Below are 25,063 nucleotides of genomic sequence, written 5' to 3' on the forward strand. Positions count from 1 at the left end.
TTTCGTGAACTTCATCGACGCACTCATCCTGGGACTCGTGCAGGGACTTACCGAATTCCTCCCGGTCTCCTCCAGCGCCCACATCCGTATCGTCGGGGAATTCCTAGGAACCGGAGGTGACCCGGGAGCCCGCTTCACCGCGATCATCCAGATCGGTACCGAGGCTGCCGTGGTGATCTACTTCTGGCGCGATATCGTGCGCATCATCGGGCAGTGGTCCAAGTCCCTCGTCGGCAAGGTTCCGCGCGCCGACCCGGACGCGCGGATGGGCTGGCTGATCATCCTCGGATCGCTGCCCATCGTGGCGCTCGGCCTGCTCTTCCAGGACCAGATCGAGTCCTCGCTCCGCAACCTGTGGATTACCGCCAGCGTGCTGATCGGCTTCGGCCTCCTGCTCGGCATCGCCGACTACGTCGGGGCCAATCGCCGCCGGCTGGGCGACCTCACCGTGCCCCATGGCATCGTCTATGGCTTCGCCCAAGCCCTCGCGTTGATCCCCGGCGTATCCCGCTCGGGAGGCACGATCACCGCCGGCCTGTTCATGGGGTACGAGCGCGCCGCCGCCGCCCGCTACGCTTTCCTGCTCGCCATCCCGGCCGTTCTCGGCAGCGGGCTGTTCCAGGTGTACAAATCGATCGTCAAGCCGTGCCTGGAGGGTGCGACAAACTGCACCCCGGAGATTTTCGGCCCGTGGGACACCCTGGCGGCCACGGTCATCGGCTTCGTCGTCGCCCTGTTCGTGATCAAGTTCTTCATGAGCTATATCTCCAGACGTAGCTTCCTGCCGTTCGTGATCTACCGCATCGTGCTCGGCCTCGTGCTGATCGGCCTGCTGGTGACGAACACCATCTCCGCCTAGTTAGGCTGGGAGGATGCGTGCCTGGCGACGACCCGAAATTCCGCAACTCCCCGGTCAGTCCGGCGCACCCTGGCTGCACGATACCGCCACCGCGGCCCTGATCGAGGCCAAACCCACTGACGTCGCCCGGCTGTACGTGTGTGGGATCACCCCCTACGACGCCACGCACCTCGGCCATGCGGCCACCTACCTGGCCTTCGACACTCTGCAGCGGGTCTGGCTGGACGGCGGCTATCGGGTGCACTACGCCCAGAACGTGACGGATGTCGACGACCCGCTCCTCGAGCGAGCCGCCGCCACCGGCGTCGACTGGGAGGTTCTCGCCGAGTCGCAGGTGAACCTCTTCCGCACCGACATGGAGGCACTGGGGATCATCCCGCCAAACGACTATGTCGCCGTCACCGAGGTCATCGACGAGATTGCGGATGCCGTGGCCCAGCTCTGGGATGCCGGCCTCGCGTACCCGGTCCCCGTGGACGCGGCCGCCGCAGGCGCGCCCGAGCCGACGGCGGCCGCCGGTTCCGACATCTACTTCGACATTGAGGCCGCGCAGCGCGCGACCTCGTGGACGCTCGGCGACGAGAGCAATCTCGACTCCGAGGCCATGCTCACCCTGTTCTCCGAACGCGGGGGAGACCCGGCCCGTCCCGGCAAGCGGGACGTCCTCGACCCGCTGCTCTGGCGCTCGGCCCGCCCCGGGGAACCGTCCTGGGCGTCGCGCGTCGGCGCCGGCCGTCCGGGCTGGCACATTGAGTGTTCGGTCATCGCACTGAAGGAACTCGGCACGGACTTCACGGTGCAGGGCGGCGGCAGCGATCTGATCTTCCCGCACCACGACATGAGTGCGGGGCACGCGGCAGCCCTATCCGGGCATCCGCTGGCCGGCGTCTACAGCCACACCGGCATGGTGGCCTATCAGGGCGAGAAGATGAGCAAGTCGCTCGGAAATCTGGTGCTCGTGTCCAAACTGCGCACCGCGGGAACCGACCCGCGAGCAATCCGCCTGGCCCTGCTCGACCAGCACTACCGCGCCGATTGGGAGTGGACGAACGCGCACCTTCGGGCGGCGGTGGCCCGCCTCGCGACCTGGACCGCGGCCTTCGGGACAGCGGGCACGGCCGGAACCCTCGACACGCACGCGGTCATCGAACGGCTGCGGGCCGCCCTCGCCGCCGACCTCGACACCCCGAGCGCGCTGGCGGTCGTGGATGCCGCCGCAGCCGACTCCGACAGAGTCGACGATCCGGCACTGCTGGCCCGCGCGGTCGACGCGCTGCTCGGCGTGGCTCTTTAGGGCTGGCGGGGCGAGTCGGTCGGCGGGCGCCCCTCGCCGGGGCCGTCCCGGCCATCGCCGCGCTTGCGCAGGTATTTCTCGAATTCCTGGGCGATCGCTTCGCCGCTGGCCTCCGGGGAATCGACCGTGTCGCGAGCCTGTTCGAGCTGCCCGATATAGGCCGCCATCTCGTCGTCCTCGGCCGCCAGCGTGTCGATGCCGCTTTGCCATTCATCGGCCTCGCTCACCAGGTCGCCGCGCGGGATGACGACATCGATGATCTCCTCAAGCTTGTCGATCAGTGCCAGCATCGCCTTCGGCGACGGCGCATTGTGCACGTAGTGGGGGACGGACGCCCAGATCGACAGGGTCGGAATGCCGACCTCCTCCGCGGCGATCGCGAGCACGCTCAGGATGCCGACGGGGCCTTCGTAGGTGCTGCGCTCAACCTGAAGTTCGGCTCGTACCTGCGGGTTGTCGCTGGAGACGAAGATGGAGATAGGCCGGGTGTGAGGAACGTCGGCCAGCATCGCCCCGAGGAACACGATGCCGCCGACATCCGCGGCGAGGGCGGCGTCGAGAATCTCTGCGGCGAATCCCTTCCAGCTGCGGGACGGTTCCGTTCCAAGGAGCAGATAGATGTTTCCGGCGTTCGTGCCGCTGACGCGCAGCTGGGCGTCGTCGGCCAGGGGAGCCCCGGCCTCGGCGGGGGTCGTCGGTCCGTAGAGTACCGCACCCGGCCACTCCAGTTTGCGCCGGCCGTCTTCGCCGCCGGCCGAAATGGTGGGCCGGTTGAACTGATAGTCGAAGTAGATCTCTGGGTCGATCTCCGCGACCGGGGAGACATCCAGCAGATCTTTCAGGGTGCCCACGGCGCCGGTCGCCGCCTCGCCGGCGTCGTTCCAACCCTCGAACGCCACCACCAGGAGGCGACCGTTGAGGAACCCATTAGCCTCTGTCACTGTCCGAAACCTCTTTCGACGGGGTGCCCCGCACGGCGCACCATCCATCAAGGATAGGCGGTGCCCCCTACACTTGAACTCCGTGAACGCGATCCGAATCAATTCCCCCCTGCCTGCGGCCGTGCTCTGGGACATGGACGGCACCATCGTGGACTCCGAGCCGTACTGGATGCGGGCCGAGACGGAACTGGTCGAGTCCTTCGGCGGCGTCTGGTCCCACAGCGACGCCATGCTGCTGGTCGGTTCCGGCCTCGAGGGTTCCGCGGTCATCCTGCAGGATCGGGGCGTCGATCTGGCCGGCGACGCCATCGTGCACCGGCTCACCAGCCGTGTCCAGGAACTCCTGAGAACCTGCGGTGCCCCGTGGCGGCCCGGCGCGCTCGAGCTGCTCGCCGAGCTCAAGACCGCCGGCGTCCCCATGGCGCTGGTCACCATGTCACAGCAGCGGATGGCACGACAGATCGCCGAACTTGTCGGATTCACCGCCTTCGACACCATTATCGCCGGCGATATGGTCACGAACAGCAAGCCGCATCCAGAGGCGTACCTGACGGCTGCCGGGCTGCTCGGCGTCGACCCCGAGCACTGCATCGCGGTCGAGGACTCCATTCCGGGCATCGCGGCCGCCGTGGCATCCGGGGCCGTCGTCGTCGGCGTCCCGCACATGGTCTCCCTGCCCGAGAGTGCGCACTACGAGCTCTGGCCGACCCTCGCCGGTCGCACTCTGCACGGTTTCACCTCGCTGTACACCGCCCGTCGCGGATCCCTCGGCCGCAAGCCGGCCCCGACCGACCCACACTGACCCGAGAGCAAGGACGTAACGCACGCATGAGCGACAATCAGGTCATCCAAAACAGTGGACCCTTCCGGATCGGCGACCGGGTACAGCTGACCGGACCCAAGAACAAACTGAACACGATCACCCTGGAACCAGGCAAGGTCTTCCACACCCACCGGGGAATCCTGGCGCACGATGACGTCATCGGTGTCTCGGACGGCTCGGTCGTCACGAACAACGTCGGCGTGGAGCACCTCGCCTTGCGGCCGTTGCTGAACGACTTCGTGATGTCGATGCCGCGAGGCGCTGCCATCATCTATCCCAAGGACGCCGCCCAGATCATCGCGCAGGCCGATATCTTCCCGGGGGCGACTGTGGTGGAGGCCGGCGTCGGTTCCGGCGCCCTGTCGCTCTGGCTGCTGCGCGCCATCGGCCCCGCCGGGAGGCTGGCCTCATTCGAACGCCGCAGCGAGTTCGCGGATGTCGCCCGTGACAATATCGCGACCTTTCTCGGGTCTGATCCCGCCAACTGGAGCATCACGCTCGGCGACCTCGCCGATACCCTCCCCGACACGATGCCGGCCCAGAGCGTGGACCGGGTCGTGCTCGACATGCTCGCGCCCTGGGAGTGCCTGGGCTCTGTTTCGGACGCGCTCAAGCCAGGCGGAGTGCTGCTCTGCTACGTGGCCACGGTGACCCAACTCTCGCGGGTGGCCGAGGCCATTCGTGCGACCGCTTTCTACACGAACCCGGACTCGAACGAGACCATGGTTCGCGGGTGGCACGTCGAGGGTCTCGCCGTGCGGCCCGATCACCGGATGATCGGGCACACGGGTTTCCTGATCACGGCCCGCCGTCTCGCCCCGGACACGATTCTTCCCGAATTGAAGCGCCGTCCGTCGAAGACCGACTTCTCCGATGCCGATGTGGAGGCCTGGACGCCGGGCGCCCTCGGCGAACGCAGTGTCAGCTCGAAGGTCATGCGCAAGCGCGTGCGGATGGCCGAGACAGGCGCGGCCATCTCGAAGGCTCGCGGGCTCGACGCGGGCGAACCCGACGACCTCGCACCCAACGCCCGTTAGGATTGTTTCGGCCTGTCATCCGGCCCCGAATTTGCCCCTGTCCCGCATAATCGCCTGCCCCACACTGAAATGAGATCCCGTGCGTAGAGCTCCTGCACTCATCGCTTCCGCTGGCCTGCTGGTCGCGGTCCTCACCGGCTGCAGCACCCCCGTCGACGCCGCAGACTGCCAGGCGCCGGTCACGAAGGGGGCAGCGTCGAAGCTCGTGTCGGTGTCGGGCGAATTCGGCTCCGCGCCGACGGTGGACTTCCCGACCCCGTTGAAGACGGACTCCACCCAGGCCAGTGAGATCATCGCCGGCACGGGTGCCGGTCTCGTCCCGGATCAGCTGGTCAAGCTCGACCTCAGCCTCTACAACGGTACGACGGGTGCGTTGATCAGCGCGGGAGAGTACGACGGGGTCAACCAGGCCAGCATCGTCCTGGACGACGAACAGTCGCTCCCGGGCCTGGCGATGGGCCTGGAGTGCGCCCAGGTCGGATCCCGGCTGGCTCTCATCGTCTCCCCGGACGACGGGCTCGGTCCGGCCGGCGGAGACCCCAACAGTGGCATCGGCGCCGACGACTCGCTGGTCTTCGTGATCGACGTCGTGCGAGCCAACCTGCTCCGGGCCAACGGCGCCAACCAGTCGGTCGCGAGCGGGCTTCCGTCCGTTGTCCTTGCGACTGATGGAACCCCCGGCCTCACCATTCCGTCGAGTGAGCCGCCGACCGAGCTGCAGATCGGCGTCCTCAAGAAGGGCGATGGCGAGCAGGTCGCGGAAGGCGACACTGCGACCCTGCACTACACGGGCGTGCTCTGGAACGAGAACACGGTCTTCGATTCCAGCTGGCAGACCGGGAAACCGGCCGAGTTCCTGATCGTGGACGGTTCGAAGACCGAGGGCGGGCTGATCCCCGGGTTCGCCCAGGCCATCATCGGGCAGACTGTCGGTTCGCAGGTCATCGCCGTCATCCCGGCCGATCAGGCTTATGGTGATGAGGCCTCGCAGAAGATCCCCGCAGGCTCAACGCTCGTGTTCGTCGTCGATATCCTCGGCGTGAACTAAGTCTCGGCCTGCAAGCGGCGGATAGACTCGCAGCGTGCCGTCCACCATTGAAAAGAACAGCCGTGTTTCGGTAGAAGAACGCCTGTTCAGCCTGGTACTTGCGCTTATCGCAACGGAAGTCGGGTTGACCAAGGCCGATATTCTGTCCACCGTGCAGGGGTACCGCCAGCGCTATCTCCCCGGCGGAGACAACGCGAGCCTGGAGCGGCAGTTCGAACGAGACAAAGACGACATCCGCGAACTGGGCATTCCGCTCGAGGTGGTTGAGCCGCCGGACGATCCCGGGAGCAACCACCATTTGCGCTACCGCATCCCCAAGGGACTCTACGAGCTTCCGGCGGACGTGACTTTCAGTCCGGACGAGCTCATGCTGCTGAAGCTTGCCGCGACGGTCTGGCGGGAGGGCTCCCTGTCTGCGGAGTCCAGGCGTGCGATGACTAAACTGCATGCGCTGGGCATCGACTCGAGCGATCCCGTGCTCGGTTACTCGCCGTCCCTGCGCGTGCGGGAGGCGTCCTTCGAACCGCTCAGCAAGGCAATGGATCGCGGTCAGGTTGTGGCATTCCTCTATCTGAAGCCCGGCGAGGCGGCGGCGCGCCGCCGTCAGGTCGAGCCCCGCGCCATGGTGTTGCACGACGGACGATGGCACCTGTTCGGCACCGACCAGGATGCTGCGGCAACCCGCACGTACCTGCTCTCCCGGATCGTGGGCCCGGTGGTGACGGTCCCCGGAGCCTCGTTCGTGGCGCACGGTGACGGTCAGGGGCAGGAAGCGCTCAGCGAGCTCGAGGCGCTGTGGACCGCCAACATCGCCGTGATCGCCGCCCGGCCGGGCAGCGATGCCGCGGTGAGACTGTCGAAACGAGTCGCCCCGGGAGAGATTCGAACGAACGCGGACGCATCCGCTCTCCACCTGAACTTCACCGATCTCAACGTGTTCGCCGACGAGCTCGCCGGCTACGGCCCGGAGGTTCTGGTGCACTCGCCCGCGGCCCTGCGCACGGCGGTCCGGTCCCGCCTGATCACCGTGCGGGATGCCCACACCGATTTCGATCTGAATGTGCACCCGGATACCACGACGGCGGCCGACGAATGAACGGCGGTCCGGCACTCGGAGCATCCGACAAGCTGACCTTCCTCCTGGCGCTGGTTCCCTTCCTGATGGACCATGACCGCATCAGCGTGACCGACGTCGCCGCGCACTTCGGGGTGTCGCCTGACCGGGTGCGGGACGCGGTCAATCTCATCGCGGTTTCCGGCATCCCCGGGGAAACCCGCCAGTACCTGCACGGCGACCTGTTCGATATCCATTGGGACGAGTTCGAAACGAACGACCTCATCGTGCTCACCCACCTCGTGGCCATCGACGACTCGCCGCGCTTCTCCGCCCGAGAAGCCGCCGCGCTGATCGCCGGCCTTCAATACCTGTCGTCGCTACCGGAGAATGCCGACGTCGACGCGATCGCGTCGCTGATGGCGAAACTCACCCGCAGCGCCTCAGCGGCTCCCAGCCAAGTTGCCGTCTCCGGCACGGATGCCCGCAGCAGTATTTCGGTCGTGCAAGCCGCGGTCCGCGGCGGAGTACAGATCGAGTTCGACTACCTGAATGCCCGCGGCGAGAATGAACTGCGCCGGGTCGACCCGTGGCGCATCCAGTCTGTGGACCGGGACTGGTACCTGCGCGGCTGGTGCCACCTCCGCGAAGCGGCCCGCACCTTTCGCCTCGACCGAATGAGCGATCTGCACGTGACCGACGTGCCGACCAACCCCCGGTCCGCCGATGCTGTGCCGACCGAGACCCTCTTCGAGGGCTCCGCGTCCGACCAGGATGTGACGGTTGAACTCCCGACGTCTGCCGTTCCGCTGCTCGCAGACTACGCACCATACGGCGCCCCCGGCGCACACGGGGACCGCGTGCGGAGGACACTCAAAGTGGCTCACTATCACGGCCTCAAACGCCTCGTCACCGGCCTCGCCGGAGTCGTGGAAGTGGTTGACCCGGCCGAGGCGCGCGCGGTCGTGCGCGAGTGGGCGGCCGCCGGCGTGGCCCGCTACGACGAGTCCGAACCGACAGACGCGGGGGAGTAGATGATGCCGTGGTGGTCGTGGGCACTGATCTGGATCGGCCTGGTGCTCGGCCTGCTCGCGATGCTGGCCTGGTTCGGATTCGCCCTGTTCAAGAAGGTCATGGCCACACTGGAGGCCCTTCAAGAACTCGGCGATCTTGTCGCTGACGTCACCCGGGGGCAGGAGATGCCGCCGTCGGACCGGTTCCAACCGGCCGTCTTCACAAAGCCCGCCGACCTCTACCGCGCTCTCGAACTGTTTCAGCGTGACCGGGCGCAACGTCGACAGCGGCGGCGGGATTCCTCGATCGCCAGAGGTAAACTGTTTATAACTCAACCATTGACCCAGAGGACAGATACTGATGCTTAACAACCTGACCGGATGGCACTTCCTGATCATCCTCGTCATCGTTCTGCTTCTGTTCGGTGCGCCCAAGCTTCCCGGCCTCGCCCGCAGCCTCGGGCAGTCCATGAAGATTTTCAAGAACGAGATCAAGAGCGATAAAGAAGACGCCGAAACCACCGGCAGCGCTGAGGACTCTTCGAAGGCCGCCGGCACAGCCGACCCGACGACGAAATCGTAAGTCCCGTGGCGGGGCGAATCCCTCGGCGCACGGCCACTGATGGAAAAATGTCGCTGGGCCAACATCTGCTAGAGCTGCGCAAGCGTCTCTTCCTCGCTGCGGCAGGAATACTGGTTGGTGCGATCGTCGGCTGGTTCCTGTCCGATTTCGTGTGGGACGCCCTGCGCGAGCCGATCTACGCCATCATCGAGGCGCAGGACCGCACGGCTCAGCTGAACTACCCAGACATCACTAGTGCCTTTGACCTGAAGTTGAAGATCGCCTTCTACGTGGGGCTCGTCGTGTCCAGCCCGGTCTGGCTCTTCCAGATCTTCGCGTTCCTGGTTCCCGGCCTCACCCGCATCGAAAAGCAGTACACCTTCGGCTTCCTCTTCACCGCCATTCCGCTGTTCCTGGCGGGCTGCGCTGCGGGATGGTTCGTTCTGCCGAACATCGTCGGACTGATGACGAGTTTCGCACCCAAGGAAGACGCCGCTCTCATCGTCGCGCAAAGTTACCTCGATTTCGTGTTGAAGCTCATGATCGCGATCGGTGTGGCATTCGTGCTCCCCGTCTTCATCGTTCTGCTCAACCTGGCCGGAGTGATCAGTGCTCAGTCGATCATCAAATCCTGGCGGATCGCAGTGCTGTTGATCACGCTGTTTACCGCGATCGCCACCCCCGCTGCCGACGTGATCTCGATGTTCCTTCTTGCCATCCCTATGGTCCTGCTTTACTTCGCCGCCTATGGAATCGCGTTCCTCCACGATCGACGTGCCGCCCGCCGCGCCCGTTCCCTCGAACAGGAATTGGCGCTCTGAGCGCATCCGATGACCAACCTTGAATCGCCCGCGGAACGCTATGCCGCCTCCCGAGCCCGCGCCGGCCGGCCCCGCCTGGAGTCATTCCGCACCGGGCTCCGCTTCGGACTGGATCCCTTCCAGCTGGCCGCTTGCGCGTCTCTCGAGGACGGTAACAGCGTGCTTGTGGCCGCGCCCACGGGTGCCGGCAAAACCCTGATCGCCGAGTTCGCGATCTATCTGGCAATGCAGAGCTCACGGAAGAAGGTCTTCTACACCGCCCCGATGAAGGCGCTGAGCAATCAAAAGTTTCAGGAACTCGTCGCAGAATACGGGGCGGATGCCGTGGGCCTGCTCACCGGCGACACGAACGTGAACCCGCAGGCCCGCATCGTGGTCATGACGACCGAAGTGCTGCGCAACATGCTCTACGCCGATTCGGACCTCCTCACAAACCTTGCCTTCGTCGTGTTGGACGAGGTCCACTTCCTGGCCGACCGGTTCCGCGGTGCCGTCTGGGAAGAGGTCATCATCCATCTGCCCCAGGACGTACGTCTGGTCTCGCTCAGCGCCACGGTCTCAAACGCCGAAGAATTCGGCGACTGGCTGCAGGCCGTCCGCGGCGAAACGGATGTCATCGTCTCCGAAGAGCGGCCGGTTCCGCTCGAACAACATGTGCTGGTCAAGAGCAAAATGATCGACCTCTTTGACGCAGCCGGCCTGGCCGGGACCCACCGGGTGAACCCGGAGCTGGTGCGGCTGGCCCAGTCGGGCGGGCGCGCACCCGGCGTCCGCTCGGCGAACGGACGCCGGGGCGGCGACCGCGACCGCGGCCGGGGGACCCAGCCGCGTGGCGGTTTCGAACCGGGGCGGATGGACCGCTCCGACATCGTGCGGCTGCTCGAGGGCAAACACCTGCTCCCGGCGATCTTCTTCATCTTCAGCCGAGTCGGCTGCGACCAGGCGGTCCGCCAGGTACTGCGGGCCGGCGTGCGCTTGACCGACGCTCAGGAGCGCGAGGAGATCCGGCAGATCGTCGACGAGCGCTGCCGTACGCTGCTCGACGAAGACCTCGGCGTGCTCGGCTACTTCGAGTGGCTCGACGGCCTCGAGCGGGGTGTCGCCGCCCACCACGCCGGGCTGCTTCCGGCGTTCAAGGAGGTCGTCGAGGAGCTGTTTCAGAAGAAGCTCCTAAAGGCCGTCTTCGCCACGGAAACCCTGGCGCTCGGCATCAACATGCCGGCCCGTACGGTGGTGCTCGACAAGCTCGAGAAGTTCAACGGCGAGGCGAGAGTGCCGGTCACCCCGGGGGAGTACACCCAGCTGACCGGTCGGGCCGGGCGGCGCGGCATTGACATCGAGGGCCACTCGGTGATCCAGTGGGCTTCCGGACTCGACCCTCAGACGGTGGCGTCACTCGCGTCTCGACGCACCTACCCGCTCAATTCCAGCTTTAAGCCGACCTACAACATGGCCGTCAACCTGATCGACCAGTTCGGTCGGGAACGCACGCGTGAGGTCCTCGAGTCCTCGTTTGCCCAGTTCCAGGCCGATCGGGCGGTCGTCGACCTGGCACGCAGAGTGCGCCAACAGGAAGAGTCACTGACCGGGTTCGCACAATCCATGGTCTGCCACCTGGGCGACTTCACCGAATACTCCGCCATCCGTCGCAATCTCACCGACGTCGAGCGCCAAAATGCGGCGGGGGAGACCGGCGCCCGTGCGGCGCGCGAGCGCCGCCAGCGCGAACTCGGCAGCCTGCGTAAGCGCATGCGCGAGCATCCGTGCCATAGCTGCCCTGAGCGCGAGCAGCACGCACGGTGGGCACAGCGCTGGTGGACGCTGAGGCGAGACACGGATACCCTCACCCAGCAGATTACGACACGCACCGGCGCCGTCGCACGCGTCTTCGACCGGGTGACCGAAGTTCTCATGGGCTACGGCTATCTCCTCGAGAACCCCGACGGCACGGCCACGCTCAGCCCGAGCGGCCTGATCCTGCGGCGCATCTACGCGGACCGTGACCTCCTGGTAGCGGAATCGCTGCGCCGGGGCCTGTGGAACGACCTCGACCCAGCGGGTCTCGCCGCCATGGCCTGCGCTCTCGTTTTCGAACCCCGCCGCGAAGAGGGTTTGATCGACGAACGCTACCTGCCCAAGGGCGCCTTCCGCGAGGCCCTGCACGAGACCCAGGAGTTGTGGAGCCGCCTCGATGATCTCGAACGCGATCACAAGCTTCCCGGCAGCAACCCCCTCGCGGTGGGACTCAGCCTGGCGATATGGAAGTGGGCGCGAGCCGGTTCGCTCATCGACGTCCTGGATGAGGCCGAGATGGCGGCGGGCGACTTCGTGCGCTGGACGAAGCAGACCATCGACCTTCTGGATCAGCTCTCGGTCGTGGCCGACGACCCCGTCGGCCGCACCGCTCGCAAGGCCATGGATGCGATCCGCCGTGGGATCGTGGCCTACTCGTCAGTCGCCTAGGCTGATGACGTGATCTCGGGGACCCTTCGGCCATTGGCCCTCCCGTTGCCGGCCGCTATGCTGCTCGCCGCGGCGGCCGGCGCGATCTTGGACGCCGGGTTTCCCGATCGGTCGTGGTGGATTCTGGCCCTGGTCGGAGTCTTCCTGATGCTCTTCGCCTTACTGGGGCGTGGTTTCTGGTCCGGCCTGCTCATCGGGTTGGTGGCCGGATCAGCGTTCTGGTTGATCCACATCAGCTGGCTGACGCTCTATCTCGGACCTGTGCCCTGGCTGGCACTGGCCGGCTTGCAAACCATATTCTTCTGTATCAGCCTGGCGCTGATCGGTGTCGTGCTCGAAACGGGGCCGCGGGTGTGGCCGACCAGCCTGGGCCGCCTCGGCGTAGTGCCGGTGGTCGTGGCTGGGCTGTGGACGGCGCGGGAAGCACTCGCCTCGGTATGGCCGTATGGCGGATTCGCTTGGGGCAGGGTGGCCATCTCCCAGTCCGAGAGCCCGTTCAATTCACTGGTGGCCTGGGTCGGCATGTCGGGGCTCAGCTTCGTCCTGGTCTGGCTTTGCGCCCTGGCTCTGCAGTTGCTCCGCGAAACCCCGGTGCGACTCACCGTGCGCTCAGGCATCGCCGCAGGGACGATCGCGGTCGTATTGGTCGTACCGGCCTGGCCGACGGTACAGACGGGGGAGGTGCGTCTGGCTGCCATCCAGGGTGCATCGGATGCCGGTCTGTTCGCGCGCTACTCACCGGGGCAGATCCTGGCGGATCACACTTCGGCGACCTTGGCCGTCATCGACGAGGAGGTCGACTTCGTCGTGTGGCCGGAGAACGCCAGCGACATCGACCCCCTTCGTTCAACGGATGCCGCCAAGAACCTGGACTTCCTCAGCCGCCGGATGGGCGTCCCGATCATCGCGGGAGCGATAACGCAGCGGAACAACAAGATCTACAACAGCTCTCTGCTGTGGCAGGAGGGGGAGGGCGCCGTCGATATCTACGACAAGGTGCATCCGGTGCCCTTCGCGGAGTACATGCCGGACCGTGCGTTCTGGCGGCCATTTGCTCCCGAGCTGATCGACCTGGTCGCGCGCGACTACGCCATCGGCACCCGGGACAACGTTTTCGACATCAACGGGATCGTGGCGGGACTCGCCATCTGCTTCGATATCGCCGACGACCAGCTCGTTCAGGAAATGGTCGACGACAAAGCCGAGATCATCCTTGCCCAGACGAACAACGCCGACTTCGGCCGCACCGACGAGAGCGTGCAGCAGTTGGCCATCGCGCGACTCCGAGCCATCGAAGCCGGGCGCACGGTCGTGAATATCTCCACCGTGGGCACCAGCGCCATCATCACGCCGGATGGTGCCACGCTCGACAGTCTGCCGACCTGGCTGCCCGGAGCGATGGTGCAGTCAGTTCCCCTGAGCGACACGGTCACCCCCGCGATGGCTGCGGGACGGGTAATCGAGTGGCTGGTGTGCGGCCTCGGCCTTGCCGGGTTTGTACTGTGCTCTCGTAACGCGCTACGCGCCCGACGGAATCGGGCGCGTAGCATGTGATCCTGATCAGTTCAGGCGGCGCGAGACAGGGCCTATCAGGCGCCGATCTTCTGCTGTCCGCGACGCTCCCGCAGGAACGTCAGCCGTTCCTCAAGGAGTTCCTCGAGCTCGGCCCGGGTGCGTCGCTCCAGGAGCATGTCCCAATGCGTACGCGGTACTTTCTCGTCGGAATGGTCAACTATCACCGGTTTGGAGTCAACCAACCGGGTTGCTGTCTGTGAACAGAAGCGACATTCCCATTCGTCAGGAGCTTCCGCCTCTGCCGAGAAGATCATGACCGTCTCCCGTGCGCACGTCGCACACAGATACGTGTGACTAACTCGTGGTGAAAAGGTTACGCCCTCTTCGCTCTGAAGGCTTTGTGCGCCTAACCTCATGCCACGCAAACTGCGATCCGCCATCGTATGGTCTCCTCTCGCGATACAGCTTCTAGGTATAAACCATCAAGCTGGACGTTATCTTTCCGTTATGTGACTTCTCGGAGCGAACTCTCAGGCTCGCGCCGCGATGATCGCCACGGCCAGGTCGCACCGGTCGGTGACGATCCCGTCGACACCGAGGTCCAGGAGCCGGATCATGGACTCCGCATCGTTGATGGTCCAGACATGCACCTCCACCTCGGCCGCGTGCATGCCGCGAATGAAGCGGGGAGTGAGGATGCGAAGGAAACGAACCGACTCCGGCACCTGCACGGCGGCAAAGCTCCTCAGGGAGTGCCGAACCGGAGCGGCAAGGCCCAGTTCGGCGGCCAAAACGGCGCGCATCAAGACCGACGCGGATGCCGATGTGGCCACCCCGGGGAGCAGCGCAGCCGTGCGGCGACGGCGGTTCTCGGAGAAAGAGGTGATCAGCACCCGGTCGATGGCGCCGGCGTCCCGGACCGCCGCGGCCGTGGCCTCGACGGCGGCCAATGATTTGACGTCGATGTTGAACCGGGCCTCCGGGAAGACGTCAAGTCCCTCGCGAAGGGACGCGAAGGATTGCCCCTGACCGAGTCCGACCCGGCGCAGCTCGCCCATGGTGAGCTGATCGAGGCGAATGCGGGTTCCGGCCACGTCGTGTTCAGCGTCGTGGCTGAGCACGGCGATTCCGTCGTCCGTGGCGTGGACATCCGTCTCGATGTGGGTCGCGCCGACCGCGAGCGCGTGCCGGAACGCCAGCAGGGTGTTCTCCGGTGCATCAAGGGAGAGGCCGCGATGGGCGAAAACGCGCGGCCCGACCCCCTCGAGGTACATCGCCGCCTACGCCTCCGGGACGGCGGGGGGCCGGCCGGCCGGCCCGGCCGGCCCGGCCTGCCCGGTCTGCGCGGTCTGCGCGGTCTGCGCGGGGGCGGCCGAGCCGCCGACGGCATGGCCGAACGCCGCCCCGATGCCGTTCATCGCGGCGGTGAGTTCGCTGGGCACGATCCACAACTTGTTCGCACTGCCCTCCGCGAGCTTGGGGAGGGTCAGAAGGTACTGATAGGCCAGGAGCTTCGGATCCGGGTCACCGTCGTGGATCGCCCTGAATACCGTGGTGATGGCCTCCGCCTCACCCTGGGCGCGCAGAACGGCTGCCTTCGCGTCACCCTCCGCCGACAGGATGGCGGCCTGCCGAGCTCCCTCGGCCGTCAGAATCGCCGACTGCTTCGTGCCCTCGGCGGTCAGGATGACCGCGCGGCGGTCACGCTCGGCGCGCATCTGCTTCTCCATCGAATCCTGGATGGACAGGGGCGGGTCGATCGCCTTCAGCTCCACCCGTCCGACTCGGATACCCCACTTGCCGGTCGCCTCGTCCAGCACGATCCGTAGTTGCCCGTTGATATTGTCGCGGCTGGTCAGCGCCTCTTCAAGGTTGAGGCCACCGACCACATTGCGCAGGGTCGTCGTCGTGAGCTGCTCGACCGCGCCCAGGTAATTCGCGATTTCGTAGGTGGCGGCACGTGCATCCGTGACCTGAAAATAGACCACGGTGTCAATGGACACCACGAGATTGTCCTCCGTGATCACCGGCTGCGGGGGGAAGGAAACGACCTGTTCGCGCATGTCCAGCAAGGGTCGCACCCGGTCGATGAAGGGAACCAGGATGTTCAGGCCCGGCTCGAGCGTCTTGTGATACTTGCCCAGACGCTCGACGACGCCGGCGTTGGCCTGCGGGATGATCTTGATGGCCCGGACTAGAACGACGACGACGAACACCCCGAGTACCAAGAGGAGGGCGGCAATGAAGATTTGCCCAATGAATTCACCGGTGGAGAGCACTATGTGATGTTCCTTTCCGAGGGATGAACGACGGCGGTGGAGCCTTCGATCGCGGTCACGCGAACAATCTCACCGGGTTCGGCGGATTGCGTGTCGGTGTCGGGGGAGAGGCGGGCTGTCCAGGTTTCGCCGTTGGCCAGTTTGACCATTCCACCCGAGGGGCGAACGGTGGACAGTACTTGTGCGGTCATGCCGAGCAGTGCGGCGACATTGCTCGGTGTGTGATCGGCACCCTTCCTCATCAGCCGCAGGAGAACCGGGCGTATGAGCAGGATGAGGAGCACGGATACCACGGCGGCCGTGACGATCTGGAGCCACCACACGGCTCCCAGCAGGTTCGCCCCCAGGCCGGCCAGGCTTCCGACAGCAATCATCAGAAAGGTGAACTCGAGCGACAGCAGCTCGATGATCACGCAGACGAGGATGAAGACGAGCCACACGATCCACAAGTAGTCGGTCAGATCAGCCATCAATTTTGGAGCCTCTCACGTGACGTTTCCCTATCGAAGCTATCACCTGCTCGTTGGCCGGAGTCGAGACTGGCCGAGGCTGAGTCCCGCCGCTCATGTTGGTAGGGTTGGGCGTTGTGACTACTGCACCCAAAAATCCCCTCGACGCCGGCTCTCTCATCGGCAAACGCGCCCTGGTCACGGGGTCGTCCCGTGGTGTCGGAGCGGCCACCGTCGGCCTCCTCGCCGAGGCGGGCGCCAGCGTCGCGATCAACTTCCGTAACAAGGAGGCACGGGCGATCAAGGTCGCCGATGCGATCCGCGCCGCAGGTGGCACGGCAATCACGGTCGGTGCAGATCTGACGGATGCTGCATCCGTCGAGTCCATGTTCGAAACCATCCGTGCGGAGTTCGGCGGCCTCGACATCCTCGTCATGAACGCCTCCGGTGGCATGGAAAGCGGCATGGCCGAGGATTACGCCATGCAGCTGAACCGGGACGCCCAGGTCAACCTGCTGCACGCGGCACGGCCCTTGCTCGCTCCGGGTGCCCGCGTGGTGTTCGTCACCAGCCACCAGGCCCACTTCGTCGAGACCACGACCACCATGGCCGAATACGAGCCGGTCGCCCGGAGCAAGCGCGCCGGCGAGGACGCACTGCGCGCCCTCATCCCCGAGTTCGCCGAGGCCGGCATCGGTTTCGTCGTTGTCTCCGGCGACATCATTGAGGGCACGGTCACCGCCGTCCTGCTCGAGCGAGCCAGCCCGGGCACCATGACCGCGCGTAAGGATGCCGCCGGCCGGTTGTACAACGTCAGCGAATTCGGCGCCGAGGTTGCGTTGGCGGCCGTCGAGGCCGTGCCGGAGAACAACACCAGGTACGTCGGGGACATCGCGGACTACGTCGGCGAAGCCGCCAGTCGAAACTGACGTCGCGGGCAGCACGTGCAGTGCGGCCTGGCGAATGCCGTGCGGCCGCGCCGAGCGGCTACGCCGTATCGGGTGTCGCCGACCGGCCCCGGCCGAACATGAAGGCCTGCGCCAGTTGGATGATCCCGGACAGAACGAGGAACACTCCGCCGATCGTGACCAGAATGGTGACCGACTCGACGGGGGAGAAGAGCACCACGACGCCGGTCACGACGGCGATGGCGCCGAAGACCGCACCGAACCACCTGCTGGAGTCCCGAGCCGTCTCGACCAATCCGGCCACGCCTTCCACGATCCAGGAGCTCCCGATGAGCATCCCGAGCACTGCCAGGATGTCCAAAGGGTTTCTGATTGCCATGATATCGCCCACGATCAGCAGCACGCCGAGCAGGATGTTCACAACCCGGCTACCGCCGGACGCACCCTGTGTGAATAATCCTCGGCCTACGTGAACAATGCCGCTGATCAAAAAGTACAGGCCGAACAGGATCTTGAGGGAGCCGACGGTGGCGTCCGGCCAGGACAGGATCAGGACGCCGACGACCAGGGCCAGCAGGCCGGTGCCAGCGATGGCCAGGCGCACACCGGTGATTTCTGACGTGCTGAGCGCTCTCTAATCCAACGACAGATCGAAGGCCGTAACGGTAGTGGGCATTTCAGCTGCCTCTCGGATTCTGGGAACGTGCCGTGCCGCACAAAGTAGTCGAGTCCGGCCAACACGTCCAGACCTCTCCACTGGTTGACCGATAATGCACATTATGTCAGCGCAGACGATGCTTTCGCCTGACCAGGTGAGGCATAGGATCACTTCCGAAGCGTCCCGCATCGTGCCGGAATGTGTTCAGCGGTGGATTAGGACCCTTGTGCAGACATTTGGCGACGGTTAGCCGAACCGCCGCCGCCGGACTCATTCTGGGCGGTCGATTTCCTTGTCGGTGTTCTCCGGTTCGTGCGGGCGCAGGACCATCCCGAATTCGTTCACGGGCAGGAACGCGTCCCGGTCCCACGCGCCCGGATGCGGCACGGGGCACGTAAGGATAGTGTCATGGGCGCCGCGCTCGATCAAATGTGCACGCATGGTCTGCCCACAGACCGGGCATTCCTTCAGATCGGTCGGCACGTCCGTATCCGCGAATCGCGGATCCACTCGGTCGGAGTGGCGAGTAGGACTGCTCACCGGCGGTTCCCTGTCTTTGTCCATGTGCTCAGACTACGCCGAGTTTCAAAATCGACCTGATGCGTGTGCTTTGCGTCTATTCTTCTCCGAAGCCCGATTCCAGAAGGTCTCCCAGAGCGGCTACGGCTGCCGCTCCGGCCTCATCCGAGGAGGAGATCTTCGCGGTCATGCCGCGGATGAGTCCGAGTGACATCACGGCGAGCAGGCTGGATGCATCCCTGCCGTTCACGGTGACTCGTGCCTCGAACGTATTGGCGAGCTTCACGAAGTCAGCAGCCGGTCGGGCATGCAGACCATCCTTGTTCACCAGGGTAACGGTTCGCGTGACCACCGGCGGCAGCGCTGGTTCCGCCCCAGCTGCGGAGACGGCCCCGGCTGCGGATTGCGCGGCCCGCACGACAGACTCGATGTCTCCCCCAATCTCGGCGGCGACGGCCGCAGCCACACCCCCCTCGACCAGAGGCGCATCCACGATTCGTACTCGGGCACGCGCCGCGTCTCCGAGGAAATCCAACGCGGTTTCGGCCGTCAGGATCGCGGAGCCCAGGTCGCAGAGGAGCACGACGCCGGCGCCGGCGTCAGCCTGTGCAATGCCGCTGACCACCTTCGTGAAGCTCGTGCCGATACCCCCGTCGTCTGTCCCCCCGGCCGGGACCATCCTCGTTTGGGGTGCCATCTGGGTTGCCAGATCGAGGAGACCGTCGGCGATCTTCGAGCTGTGGGAGATGAAAACGAGGCCGACAAGCCCCTCTGTGGCGGTCATTTCAGGCGGTCGCTGCGGTGTCGGCAGCTGCTCGCAACAGCAGGGCCGAAGACTGCGCTCCCGGGTCGCGGTGACCGATGGCCCGTTCGCCGAGGTAGCTAGCCCGTCCCTTGCGCGCAACCCAGGGTTCCGTCGCCTCTGCCCCTGCCTCGGCGGCAGCTGCCGCCGCCATCAAAATCGCCAGGTCGTTCGCACCGTCGGCACGGGCTGCTTCGGCGGCGTCGACCGCCGGAGTCCAGGCATCGACCATGGTCTTGTCTCCGGGTTCCGCCTTGCCGCGCAGGACGATGCCGTCTCGCGCGGCCGCCAGGAATGCGACTAGAGCGGCCCCGTCAAGATCAGCCGAGCCGCTGATGGCCACGGCCGCCTTGAGGAACGCTGTTCCATACAGTGGACCCGCCGCACCGCCCACGGTTGAGATCAACGTGGTCGCGACGAGTTTGAAGACGTCCCCGGGGTTCGCCTCGGACGGAAGGTCATCGAGTTTCAACAGCACCGCCTGGAAACCGCGGTCCATGTTTTCGCCATGATCACCATCGCCGATTTCACGGTCCAGATCAATCAATTCCACACGGTGCTCATTCATTACCGCCGCGCTGGTCCTGATCCAGGCTTTCGCCCACGTGCCGTCTAGCTTCATTGGATCTCCTTCTACCGGCCTATCGTCCCCACCGTAGCGCTGCCGTCTGGACCGGCGCATCCCACAGGGCAGTCAGTTCGTCATCGAGTTTCAGCACGGTGATGGATGTTCCCTGCATCTCGAGAGACGTCGTAAAGTTCCCGACGAGTGTCCTGGATACTTCGATCCCCTGTTCGGCCAACACCTCGGCGGCCCGTCGAAACACGATGTACAGCTCGATTTGCGGTGTGCCGCCCATTCCGTTGACGAAGAGCAGCACCTCGTCCCCGGCTACGAACGGGATGTCCTCAAGGATGGGGCCGAGGAGCCGGTCGACGATGGCGTCGGCCGGCTCCAGCTTGATCCGCGCGCGCCCCGGCTCGCCGTGGATGCCGATCCCGATCTCGATCTCATCGTCGGCGAGCGTGAAGCTGCCTTCCCCGGCGTGGGGAACAACGCACGGCGTCAGCGCCACACCCATCGAACGCACACCGGAAATGACCCTCTCTGCGATCGCGGCGACGGTCTCCAGGGCGTCTCCGCGCTCAGCCGACGCTCCAGCGATCTTCTCGACCAGGACCGTTCCGGCCACGCCACGTCGCCCGGCCGTGTACAGCGAGTCCTTCACGGCGACGTCGTCGTTGACGATCACCGAGCGGACCTCGATTCCGTCCGCGGCGGCGAGGTCGGCGGCGGTCTCGAAATTCAAGACGTCCCCGGTGTAGTTCTTGACGATGTGGAGCACCCCCGCTCCCCCATCGACCGCCTTCGTCGCGGCGAGGATCGGGTCGGGTGTCGGTGAGGTGAAAACGGCCCCGGGTACGGCTGCGTCCAGCATCCCGAACCCGACGAACCCACCGTGAAGTGGCTCGTGTCCGCTTCCTCCTCCGCTGACCAGACCCACTTTCCCGGCAACGGGAGCTTCCGTGCGCACGATGTAGATCGGTTCCGTCGAAATCCGGACGATATCGGCGTGGGCCGCGCCGAACCCGGCCACGGCCTCAGCGACGACGTTCTTGGGATCATTGACGAGTTTCTTCATGTCTCTTCCTTCGATCGAGGTGGTTGGACGGCCCGTCGACGGGCTGTTGTGGAGCGCTATGCACTTTAGGCTCAACCTACGCGCTGCCCTCGCTGCCGGTAAGGGGCGGTGAATTACGCGTCCACCGGCCCATTCCGCTGCGTTAATCGCCGCGCTATGGTAACGCCGATCGCTCACCGCTCTGGGTCGCTCCGGCATCTTCAGCCTCACCAAGAAAGGTCAACGTGGACAATATTGGAGTCGTATTCTTATCGGAAGTGCTGGGCACGGGGATACTCGTCCTCCTCGGAACCGGTGTGGTCGCCAACGTCGCGCTGGCCAAGAACAAGGGCCTCGGCGGCGGATTCCTCATGGTCACCATCGGGTGGGGTTTCGCGGTCTTCGCCGGTGTCATCGTCGCCTACAATTCTGGTGCACACCTTAACCCGGCAGTCACCCTCGGCCTGGTGACATCGGGTGCGACGGAGTTCGGTTCGGGCGTTCCCGTGAACTTCCTCTCTGTCCTCACCTACATCGCGGGTCAGCTCCTCGGCGCCTTCATCGGAGCCGTCTTTTGCTGGCTGGCCTACAAACAGCATTTCGACGCTGAGCCCAACTCCGCCAACAAACTCGGCGTCTTCTCGACCGGTCCGGCCATCCGCTCCTACGGATGGAACCTGACAACCGAGATCATCGGCACATTCGTGCTTGTCTTCGTCGTTCTGGCGTTCGGTGGCGGGCGCCAGGGCGAGAGTGGCGGACTGGCCGCGCTCGGCGCACTGCCCGTCGCGCTGCTAGTTATCGTCATCGGCACCTCGCTCGGTGGGCCGACCGGATACGCCATCAACCCGGCTCGTGACCTGGGGCCCCGCATCGCGCACTTCGTCCTGCCGATCAAGGGCAAGGGAACGTCTGATTGGGCCTATTCCTGGGTTCCTGTCGTGGGTCCGGTCATCGGCGGCATGCTCGCCGGATGGGCTTCCCTGTTCCTATTGCCCGTCCTCACGTAATCCTTCCCGCGGGCCGGTTCAGTCATTGAATCGGCCCGCGCTGTGTGGCTTCACGCAGCGGCGTGCGCCGCGTCAAGCACTGATTCTCGCAATCCAAGGAGGTATTCCAAGGCCGAAGACGTAATCGCAATCGCAATCGACCAGGGAACCACGAGTTCCCGAGCGATCATCATCGACAACGCAGGCTCGGTGATCGCGATCGGTCAGCTCGAGCACGACCCGATGGAAATTTGGGACAACACCCGTGAAGTGATCGGCCAGGCTTTGTCCAAGTTGAACCTGACTCGGCATGACATCGAGGCCGTGGGAATCACCAACCAGCATGAGACCGCAGTGGTCTCGGACCGCCGCACCGGGCTGCCCGTCGACAACGCGATTGTCTGGCGAGATACCCGCACCCAGCCCATCGTGGACCGTCTCGTCGCCGACGGCGGAGTCGAACGGTTCAAGGCCCAGGTGGGCCTCCCCCTGGCGACGTACTTCTCCGGAACGAAGATCGTCTGGATTCTCGAGGACGTGAATGTCGCGCGCGCAAGGCCGAAGCCGGCGATCTGATGTTCGGCACGACGGACTCCTGGGTGCTGTGGAACCTGACCGGCGGTCTCGAAGGCGGCGTGCACGCGACGGACGTGACCAACGCCAGCCGCACCAAGTTCATGGATCTCGAGACTCTGCAATGGGACGACGATATCCTCGCCGCCTTCGGGGAACCCAAGTCGATGCTGCCCGAGATTCGTTCGTCGTCCGAGGTCTACGGCATCGCGAGCGGCCACTGCCGGCCTTCGACCAAGGTGAGGCGAAGAATACCAACGGCACCGGTGCCTTCCTGATCTTCAACACGGGCACCGATATCATCCAGTCCAAGAACGGTTTGCTCACCACGCTCGGCTACAAGCTCAGCGACGCCGAACCCCACTATGCGCTGGAGGGCTCCATCGCGGTCACCGGCTCCCTCGTGCAGTGGCTGCGAGACAATCTGGGAATGATCAGTACCCCCGAGGAAATCGAGACGCTTGCCAAAACGGTCGATGACAGTGGCGGCGCCTACTTCGTGCCCGCCTTCTCGGGACTCTTCGCGCCGAACTGGCGCTCGGACGCCCGTGATGCCCTCGTCGGCCTGGCCCGATTCGTGGACAAGGGCCACATCTACCGCGCCGCCCTCGAGGCGACCGCGTTTCAGACCCGGAAGGTCCTGGACGCGGTTGACGCCGACTCGGGTGTTCCATTGACCGAGCTGAAGGTTGACGGGGGCATGATCGGCAACAACACGCTGATGCAGTTCCAGGCCGACATCATCGGCGTGCCAGTGGTGCGACCGGTCGTGGCCGAAACCACGGCTCTCGGCGCCGCGTACGCCGCCGGACTGGCGGTCGGGTTCTGGGGTGACCTTGACGAACTGCGGGCCAACTGGCAGGAGGACAGCCGGTGGACCCCGCAAATGGGCGAAGAAGAGCCGAACCGTCAGATGCGCAACTGGAAGAAGGCCGTTACCAAGACGTTCGGCTGGGTTGACGAAGACGTCGTCTAGCTCGTCTCGTTTTGTCTGGGCCAGCCGGGTCACACCCGACTGGCCGCGACCCACTCAGCGAGCTTGGCCGTGGCCGCACCGGAGTCGACTGCCTCCGCGGCCACAGTCATTTTAGTGCGAAAGCGCTCGATAATATTGACTTGAGACTGCGCGGGATCGTTTGCAAGGTCAAACGCGACCAGGCCGGCGGCCGCGTTCAGCAGGACGATGTCACGCACCGCACCGACCTCACCGGCCAGCACTGAATGAACGACGGCCGCATTGTGCTCAGCGTCCCCGCCAACGAGCTCATTGATCGAGGCCCGTCGGATTCCTAGGTCCCGCGGATCGATGTCGTGCTCCGTCACCAGGCCCCGCGACACCTCCCAGACATGGCTGTGGCCCGTCGTGGTCAGCTCATCGAGACCGTCGTCACCGCGGAAGACCAGGGCCGTCGCCCCGCGTGTCTGGAATACACCCACGATGAGCGGAACTCGGTCCAGGTTTGCGACTCCCACTGCTGACGCCTCGGGACGGGCCGGATTGCACAACGGGCCGAGGTAGTTGAACACCGTGGGGATGCCGAGCTCCTTGCGCGCAAGCGCTGCGTGGCGGAACCCCGGGTGGAAAGCGGCAGCGAAGGCGAAGGTGATCCCGGCCGTATCCAGAATGGCAGCAACCTTGTCGGCAGACAGTGACAGGTCAATGCCGAGGGCAGCGAGCACGTCCGACGAACCGGACGCCGAGCTTGAGGCCCGGTTGCCGTGTTTGATCACGGGAACGCCGACCCCGGCGCAGACGATGGAGGCCATCGTCGAGATGTTGACGGTGCCGAACCGATCCCCACCAGTGCCGACGATGTCCAGGGCCATCGGGTTCACCGCCAGCGGTACGGCATGGTCGAGGATCGCATCCCGAAACCCGACGATTTCGTCCACGGTTTCGCCCTTGGCGCGCAGGGCTACGAGGAAGCCGGCCAGCTGCGCCGGAGTTGCCTCCCCCAGCATGACCTGCTCCATGCTCCACGCGGCATCGGAGACGCTGAGGTCCTTCCCCGAAAGCAGAGCACTGAGGACGTTTGGCCAGGACTGAATTTCAAGCATGGATCGATTTTAGCGAGATCGACGATCCGTCCCGAATTCGCTTCCCGGGGCGCGTTTGTTCCAATCAGGTAGTCATTCCGGTAATTGAGCGACAGGTCCGCCCCGATGACAATAACCGATACGCAAATCGGCCATAATAGAAGAGTGACGAGTCCATCAATTACTTACACGGTCAATGCGCCCGTTGTTAACCGGCCCAACAGCGTGGCTGTTGGCACTATCGTCTGGTTGGGCAGCGAAGTCATGTTCTTCGCCGGGCTCTTCGCCATCTACTTCACGCTGCGGTCGACGTCGCCTGAATTGTGGTTATTCGAGACGGAGAAGCACGGCTTCGGATTCGCCCTTGTGAACACACTGATCCTCGTGTCCTCTTCGGTGACCTGCCAGTTCGGAGTGTTTGCGGCAGAACGCCTGCAATCACGTTCGACCGGATGGAAACCGAGCCAGTGGGGCATGGTCGAGTGGTTCTTCCTCACCTACGCCCTCGGCGCCATATTCGTGTCCGGTCAGGTCTTCGAGTACGCGACTCTCGTTTCCGAGGGCGTCTCGCTGACCAGCAACGCGTACGGATCCGCGTTCTACCTCACCACCGGTTTCCACGGTATTCACGTGACTGCCGGCCTGATCGCGTTCCTGCTCGTCATCGGGCGCGCCTTCGCGGTCAAGAACTTCGGTCACAAGGAAGCAACGAGCGCCATCGTCGTGTCGTACTACTGGCACTTCGTCGACGTTGTCTGGATCGGGCTGTTCCTCGTCATTTACGTTCTTAAATAGAA

Annotated in this window: 26 protein-coding genes and 1 pseudogene; 16 read left to right on the top strand and 11 right to left on the bottom strand. The window is 65.0% G+C overall.

The window, feature by feature from the left end; genetic code table 11:
* Positions 1–4: 4 nt before the first annotated feature.
* The gene (locus E3T34_RS09885; RefSeq protein WP_134342879.1) at positions 5–859 is read left to right on the top strand and encodes an undecaprenyl-diphosphate phosphatase; all 855 of its coding nucleotides are present in this window, start codon (positions 5–7) and stop codon (positions 857–859) included.
* Positions 860–872: 13 nt separating this feature from the next.
* Positions 873–2,153, top strand: coding sequence for a cysteine--1-D-myo-inosityl 2-amino-2-deoxy-alpha-D-glucopyranoside ligase (gene mshC / locus E3T34_RS09890; protein WP_134342880.1), 1,281 nt, complete (start codon positions 873–875; stop codon positions 2,151–2,153).
* On the opposite strand, the gene E3T34_RS09895 is transcribed toward mshC, so the two are convergent.
* On the bottom strand, positions 2,150–3,094 hold the full coding sequence (locus E3T34_RS09895; RefSeq protein ID WP_241972944.1) for a proteasome assembly chaperone family protein: 945 nt from the start codon (positions 3,092–3,094) through the stop codon (positions 2,150–2,152). The genes mshC and E3T34_RS09895 overlap by 4 nt on opposite strands.
* A 97-nt stretch (positions 3,095–3,191) precedes the next feature.
* On the opposite strand from E3T34_RS09895, the gene E3T34_RS09900 reads away from it, so the two are divergent.
* The 10 genes from E3T34_RS09900 to lnt all read left to right on the top strand — a co-directional run bounded on the left by E3T34_RS09900 (position 3,192) and on the right by lnt (position 13,469).
* The gene (locus E3T34_RS09900) at positions 3,192–3,896 is read left to right on the top strand and encodes an HAD family hydrolase (protein WP_370247858.1); all 705 of its coding nucleotides are present in this window, start codon (positions 3,192–3,194) and stop codon (positions 3,894–3,896) included.
* A 26-nt stretch (positions 3,897–3,922) separates the two neighbouring features.
* A complete protein-coding gene (locus tag E3T34_RS09905; protein WP_134342882.1) occupies positions 3,923–4,954 on the top strand; it encodes a tRNA (adenine-N1)-methyltransferase in 1,032 nt (343 codons plus the stop codon).
* 79 nt (positions 4,955–5,033) lie between these two features.
* The gene (locus tag E3T34_RS09910) at positions 5,034–6,002 is read left to right on the top strand and encodes an FKBP-type peptidyl-prolyl cis-trans isomerase (protein ID WP_104102087.1); all 969 of its coding nucleotides are present in this window, start codon (positions 5,034–5,036) and stop codon (positions 6,000–6,002) included.
* Positions 6,003–6,036: 34 nt separating this feature from the next.
* Positions 6,037–7,098, top strand: a complete 1,062-nt coding sequence (locus E3T34_RS09915) for a YafY family protein (protein WP_241972945.1) — start codon at positions 6,037–6,039, stop codon at positions 7,096–7,098.
* Positions 7,095–8,090 carry a YafY family protein gene (locus E3T34_RS09920; RefSeq protein ID WP_134342883.1) on the top strand — a complete coding sequence of 332 codons (996 nt, stop codon included), beginning with the start codon at positions 7,095–7,097 and terminating at the stop codon, positions 8,088–8,090. Before E3T34_RS09915 ends, E3T34_RS09920 begins: the two co-directional genes overlap by 4 nt.
* Positions 8,091–8,438 carry a hypothetical protein gene (locus tag E3T34_RS09925; RefSeq protein WP_134342884.1) on the top strand — a complete coding sequence of 116 codons (348 nt, stop codon included), beginning with the start codon at positions 8,091–8,093 and terminating at the stop codon, positions 8,436–8,438.
* Complete coding sequence (gene tatA / locus E3T34_RS09930; protein ID WP_134342885.1) at positions 8,431–8,652, top strand: twin-arginine translocase TatA/TatE family subunit; 222 nt, start codon at positions 8,431–8,433, stop codon at positions 8,650–8,652. Before E3T34_RS09925 ends, tatA begins: the two co-directional genes overlap by 8 nt.
* A gap of 47 nt (positions 8,653–8,699) precedes the next feature.
* On the top strand, positions 8,700–9,452 hold the full coding sequence (tatC, locus tag E3T34_RS09935) for a twin-arginine translocase subunit TatC (protein ID WP_104102077.1): 753 nt from the start codon (positions 8,700–8,702) through the stop codon (positions 9,450–9,452).
* 9 nt (positions 9,453–9,461) lie between these two features.
* The gene (locus E3T34_RS09940; protein WP_134342886.1) at positions 9,462–11,915 is read left to right on the top strand and encodes an RNA helicase; all 2,454 of its coding nucleotides are present in this window, start codon (positions 9,462–9,464) and stop codon (positions 11,913–11,915) included.
* A 9-nt stretch (positions 11,916–11,924) separates the two neighbouring features.
* On the top strand, positions 11,925–13,469 hold the full coding sequence (gene lnt / locus E3T34_RS09945) for an apolipoprotein N-acyltransferase (RefSeq protein WP_241977386.1): 1,545 nt from the start codon (positions 11,925–11,927) through the stop codon (positions 13,467–13,469).
* A gap of 35 nt (positions 13,470–13,504) precedes the next feature.
* Here the strand turns inward: lnt and E3T34_RS09950 are convergent, their stop codons facing one another.
* The 4 genes from E3T34_RS09950 to E3T34_RS09965 all read right to left on the bottom strand — a co-directional run bounded on the left by E3T34_RS09950 (position 13,505) and on the right by E3T34_RS09965 (position 16,179).
* Positions 13,505–13,870, bottom strand: coding sequence for an RNA polymerase-binding protein RbpA (locus tag E3T34_RS09950; RefSeq protein WP_104102069.1), 366 nt, complete (start codon positions 13,868–13,870; stop codon positions 13,505–13,507).
* A gap of 90 nt (positions 13,871–13,960) precedes the next feature.
* A complete protein-coding gene (locus E3T34_RS09955) occupies positions 13,961–14,704 on the bottom strand; it encodes a glycerophosphodiester phosphodiesterase family protein (protein WP_134342887.1) in 744 nt (247 codons plus the stop codon).
* A gap of 6 nt (positions 14,705–14,710) precedes the next feature.
* A complete protein-coding gene (locus E3T34_RS09960) occupies positions 14,711–15,688 on the bottom strand; it encodes an SPFH domain-containing protein (protein WP_370327486.1) in 978 nt (325 codons plus the stop codon).
* A gap of 20 nt (positions 15,689–15,708) precedes the next feature.
* Positions 15,709–16,179: an NfeD family protein gene (locus E3T34_RS09965; RefSeq protein WP_174720217.1), complete on the bottom strand. Its 471-nt coding sequence runs from the start codon at positions 16,177–16,179 to the stop codon at positions 15,709–15,711.
* A 116-nt stretch (positions 16,180–16,295) separates the two neighbouring features.
* Here E3T34_RS09965 and E3T34_RS09970 point away from each other — a divergent pair, with 116 nt between their 5' ends.
* Positions 16,296–17,087, top strand: coding sequence for an SDR family oxidoreductase (locus tag E3T34_RS09970; RefSeq protein ID WP_233191461.1), 792 nt, complete (start codon positions 16,296–16,298; stop codon positions 17,085–17,087).
* A 58-nt stretch (positions 17,088–17,145) separates the two neighbouring features.
* Here the strand turns inward: E3T34_RS09970 and E3T34_RS09975 are convergent, their stop codons facing one another.
* The 5 genes from E3T34_RS09975 to dhaK form a co-directional block, all read right to left on the bottom strand.
* On the bottom strand, positions 17,146–17,670 hold the full coding sequence (locus tag E3T34_RS09975) for an HdeD family acid-resistance protein (RefSeq protein WP_166785879.1): 525 nt from the start codon (positions 17,668–17,670) through the stop codon (positions 17,146–17,148).
* 324 nt (positions 17,671–17,994) lie between these two features.
* Positions 17,995–18,207: a hypothetical protein gene (locus E3T34_RS09980; protein WP_134342890.1), complete on the bottom strand. Its 213-nt coding sequence runs from the start codon at positions 18,205–18,207 to the stop codon at positions 17,995–17,997.
* A gap of 133 nt (positions 18,208–18,340) precedes the next feature.
* Complete coding sequence (gene dhaM / locus E3T34_RS09985) at positions 18,341–19,027, bottom strand: dihydroxyacetone kinase phosphoryl donor subunit DhaM (protein ID WP_134342891.1); 687 nt, start codon at positions 19,025–19,027, stop codon at positions 18,341–18,343.
* A gap of 1 nt (position 19,028) precedes the next feature.
* Positions 19,029–19,667, bottom strand: a complete 639-nt coding sequence (gene dhaL, locus E3T34_RS09990; RefSeq protein ID WP_134342892.1) for a dihydroxyacetone kinase subunit DhaL — start codon at positions 19,665–19,667, stop codon at positions 19,029–19,031.
* Positions 19,668–19,686: 19 nt separating this feature from the next.
* Positions 19,687–20,688: a dihydroxyacetone kinase subunit DhaK gene (gene dhaK, locus E3T34_RS09995; RefSeq protein WP_134342893.1), complete on the bottom strand. Its 1,002-nt coding sequence runs from the start codon at positions 20,686–20,688 to the stop codon at positions 19,687–19,689.
* A gap of 224 nt (positions 20,689–20,912) precedes the next feature.
* On the opposite strand from dhaK, the gene E3T34_RS10000 reads away from it, so the two are divergent.
* Both E3T34_RS10000 and E3T34_RS10005 read left to right on the top strand, forming a co-directional pair.
* Positions 20,913–21,677: an MIP/aquaporin family protein gene (locus tag E3T34_RS10000; protein WP_104102049.1), complete on the top strand. Its 765-nt coding sequence runs from the start codon at positions 20,913–20,915 to the stop codon at positions 21,675–21,677.
* 123 nt (positions 21,678–21,800) lie between these two features.
* Positions 21,801–23,205, top strand: a pseudogene (locus tag E3T34_RS10005) (FGGY family carbohydrate kinase).
* A 29-nt stretch (positions 23,206–23,234) separates the two neighbouring features.
* Here the strand turns inward: E3T34_RS10005 and trpD are convergent.
* Positions 23,235–24,287 (bottom strand): anthranilate phosphoribosyltransferase, encoded by a 1,053-nt coding sequence (gene trpD / locus E3T34_RS10010; protein ID WP_134342894.1) that lies wholly within the window; start codon positions 24,285–24,287, stop codon positions 23,235–23,237.
* A 204-nt stretch (positions 24,288–24,491) separates the two neighbouring features.
* On the opposite strand from trpD, the gene E3T34_RS10015 reads away from it, so the two are divergent.
* Complete coding sequence (locus E3T34_RS10015) at positions 24,492–25,061, top strand: heme-copper oxidase subunit III (protein WP_241977815.1); 570 nt, start codon at positions 24,492–24,494, stop codon at positions 25,059–25,061.
* Positions 25,062–25,063 lie beyond the last annotated feature (2 nt).

Source organism: Cryobacterium sp. TMT1-62 (assembly GCF_004403145.1).
In the GTDB taxonomy this organism is placed as follows: Bacteria; Actinomycetota; Actinomycetes; order Actinomycetales; family Microbacteriaceae; genus Cryobacterium; species Cryobacterium sandaracinum.

Bases quoted from the DNA above. Each gene is read 5' to 3' on its own strand.
- trpD (WP_134342894.1), bottom strand. From the start codon at position 24,287: ATGCTTGAAATTCAGTCCTGGCCAAACGTCCTCAGTGCTCTGCTTTCG.
- E3T34_RS09965 (WP_174720217.1), bottom strand. From the start codon at position 16,179: ATGGCTGATCTGACCGACTACTTGTGGATCGTGTGGCTCGTCTTCATC.
- dhaL (WP_134342892.1), bottom strand. From the start codon at position 19,667: ATGAAGCTAGACGGCACGTGGGCGAAAGCCTGGATCAGGACCAGCGCG.
- tatA (WP_134342885.1), top strand. From the start codon at position 8,431: ATGCTTAACAACCTGACCGGATGGCACTTCCTGATCATCCTCGTCATC.
- E3T34_RS09905 (WP_134342882.1), top strand. From the start codon at position 3,923: ATGAGCGACAATCAGGTCATCCAAAACAGTGGACCCTTCCGGATCGGC.
- dhaK (WP_134342893.1), bottom strand. From the start codon at position 20,688: ATGAAGAAACTCGTCAATGATCCCAAGAACGTCGTCGCTGAGGCCGTG.
- dhaM (WP_134342891.1), bottom strand. From the start codon at position 19,027: ATGACCGCCACAGAGGGGCTTGTCGGCCTCGTTTTCATCTCCCACAGC.
- E3T34_RS09920 (WP_134342883.1), top strand. From the start codon at position 7,095: ATGAACGGCGGTCCGGCACTCGGAGCATCCGACAAGCTGACCTTCCTC.
- tatC (WP_104102077.1), top strand. From the start codon at position 8,700: ATGTCGCTGGGCCAACATCTGCTAGAGCTGCGCAAGCGTCTCTTCCTC.
- E3T34_RS09940 (WP_134342886.1), top strand. From the start codon at position 9,462: ATGACCAACCTTGAATCGCCCGCGGAACGCTATGCCGCCTCCCGAGCC.
- E3T34_RS09925 (WP_134342884.1), top strand. From the start codon at position 8,091: ATGATGCCGTGGTGGTCGTGGGCACTGATCTGGATCGGCCTGGTGCTC.
- mshC (WP_134342880.1), top strand. From the start codon at position 873: ATGCGTGCCTGGCGACGACCCGAAATTCCGCAACTCCCCGGTCAGTCC.
- E3T34_RS09950 (WP_104102069.1), bottom strand. From the start codon at position 13,870: ATGGCGGATCGCAGTTTGCGTGGCATGAGGTTAGGCGCACAAAGCCTT.
- E3T34_RS09955 (WP_134342887.1), bottom strand. From the start codon at position 14,704: ATGTACCTCGAGGGGGTCGGGCCGCGCGTTTTCGCCCATCGCGGCCTC.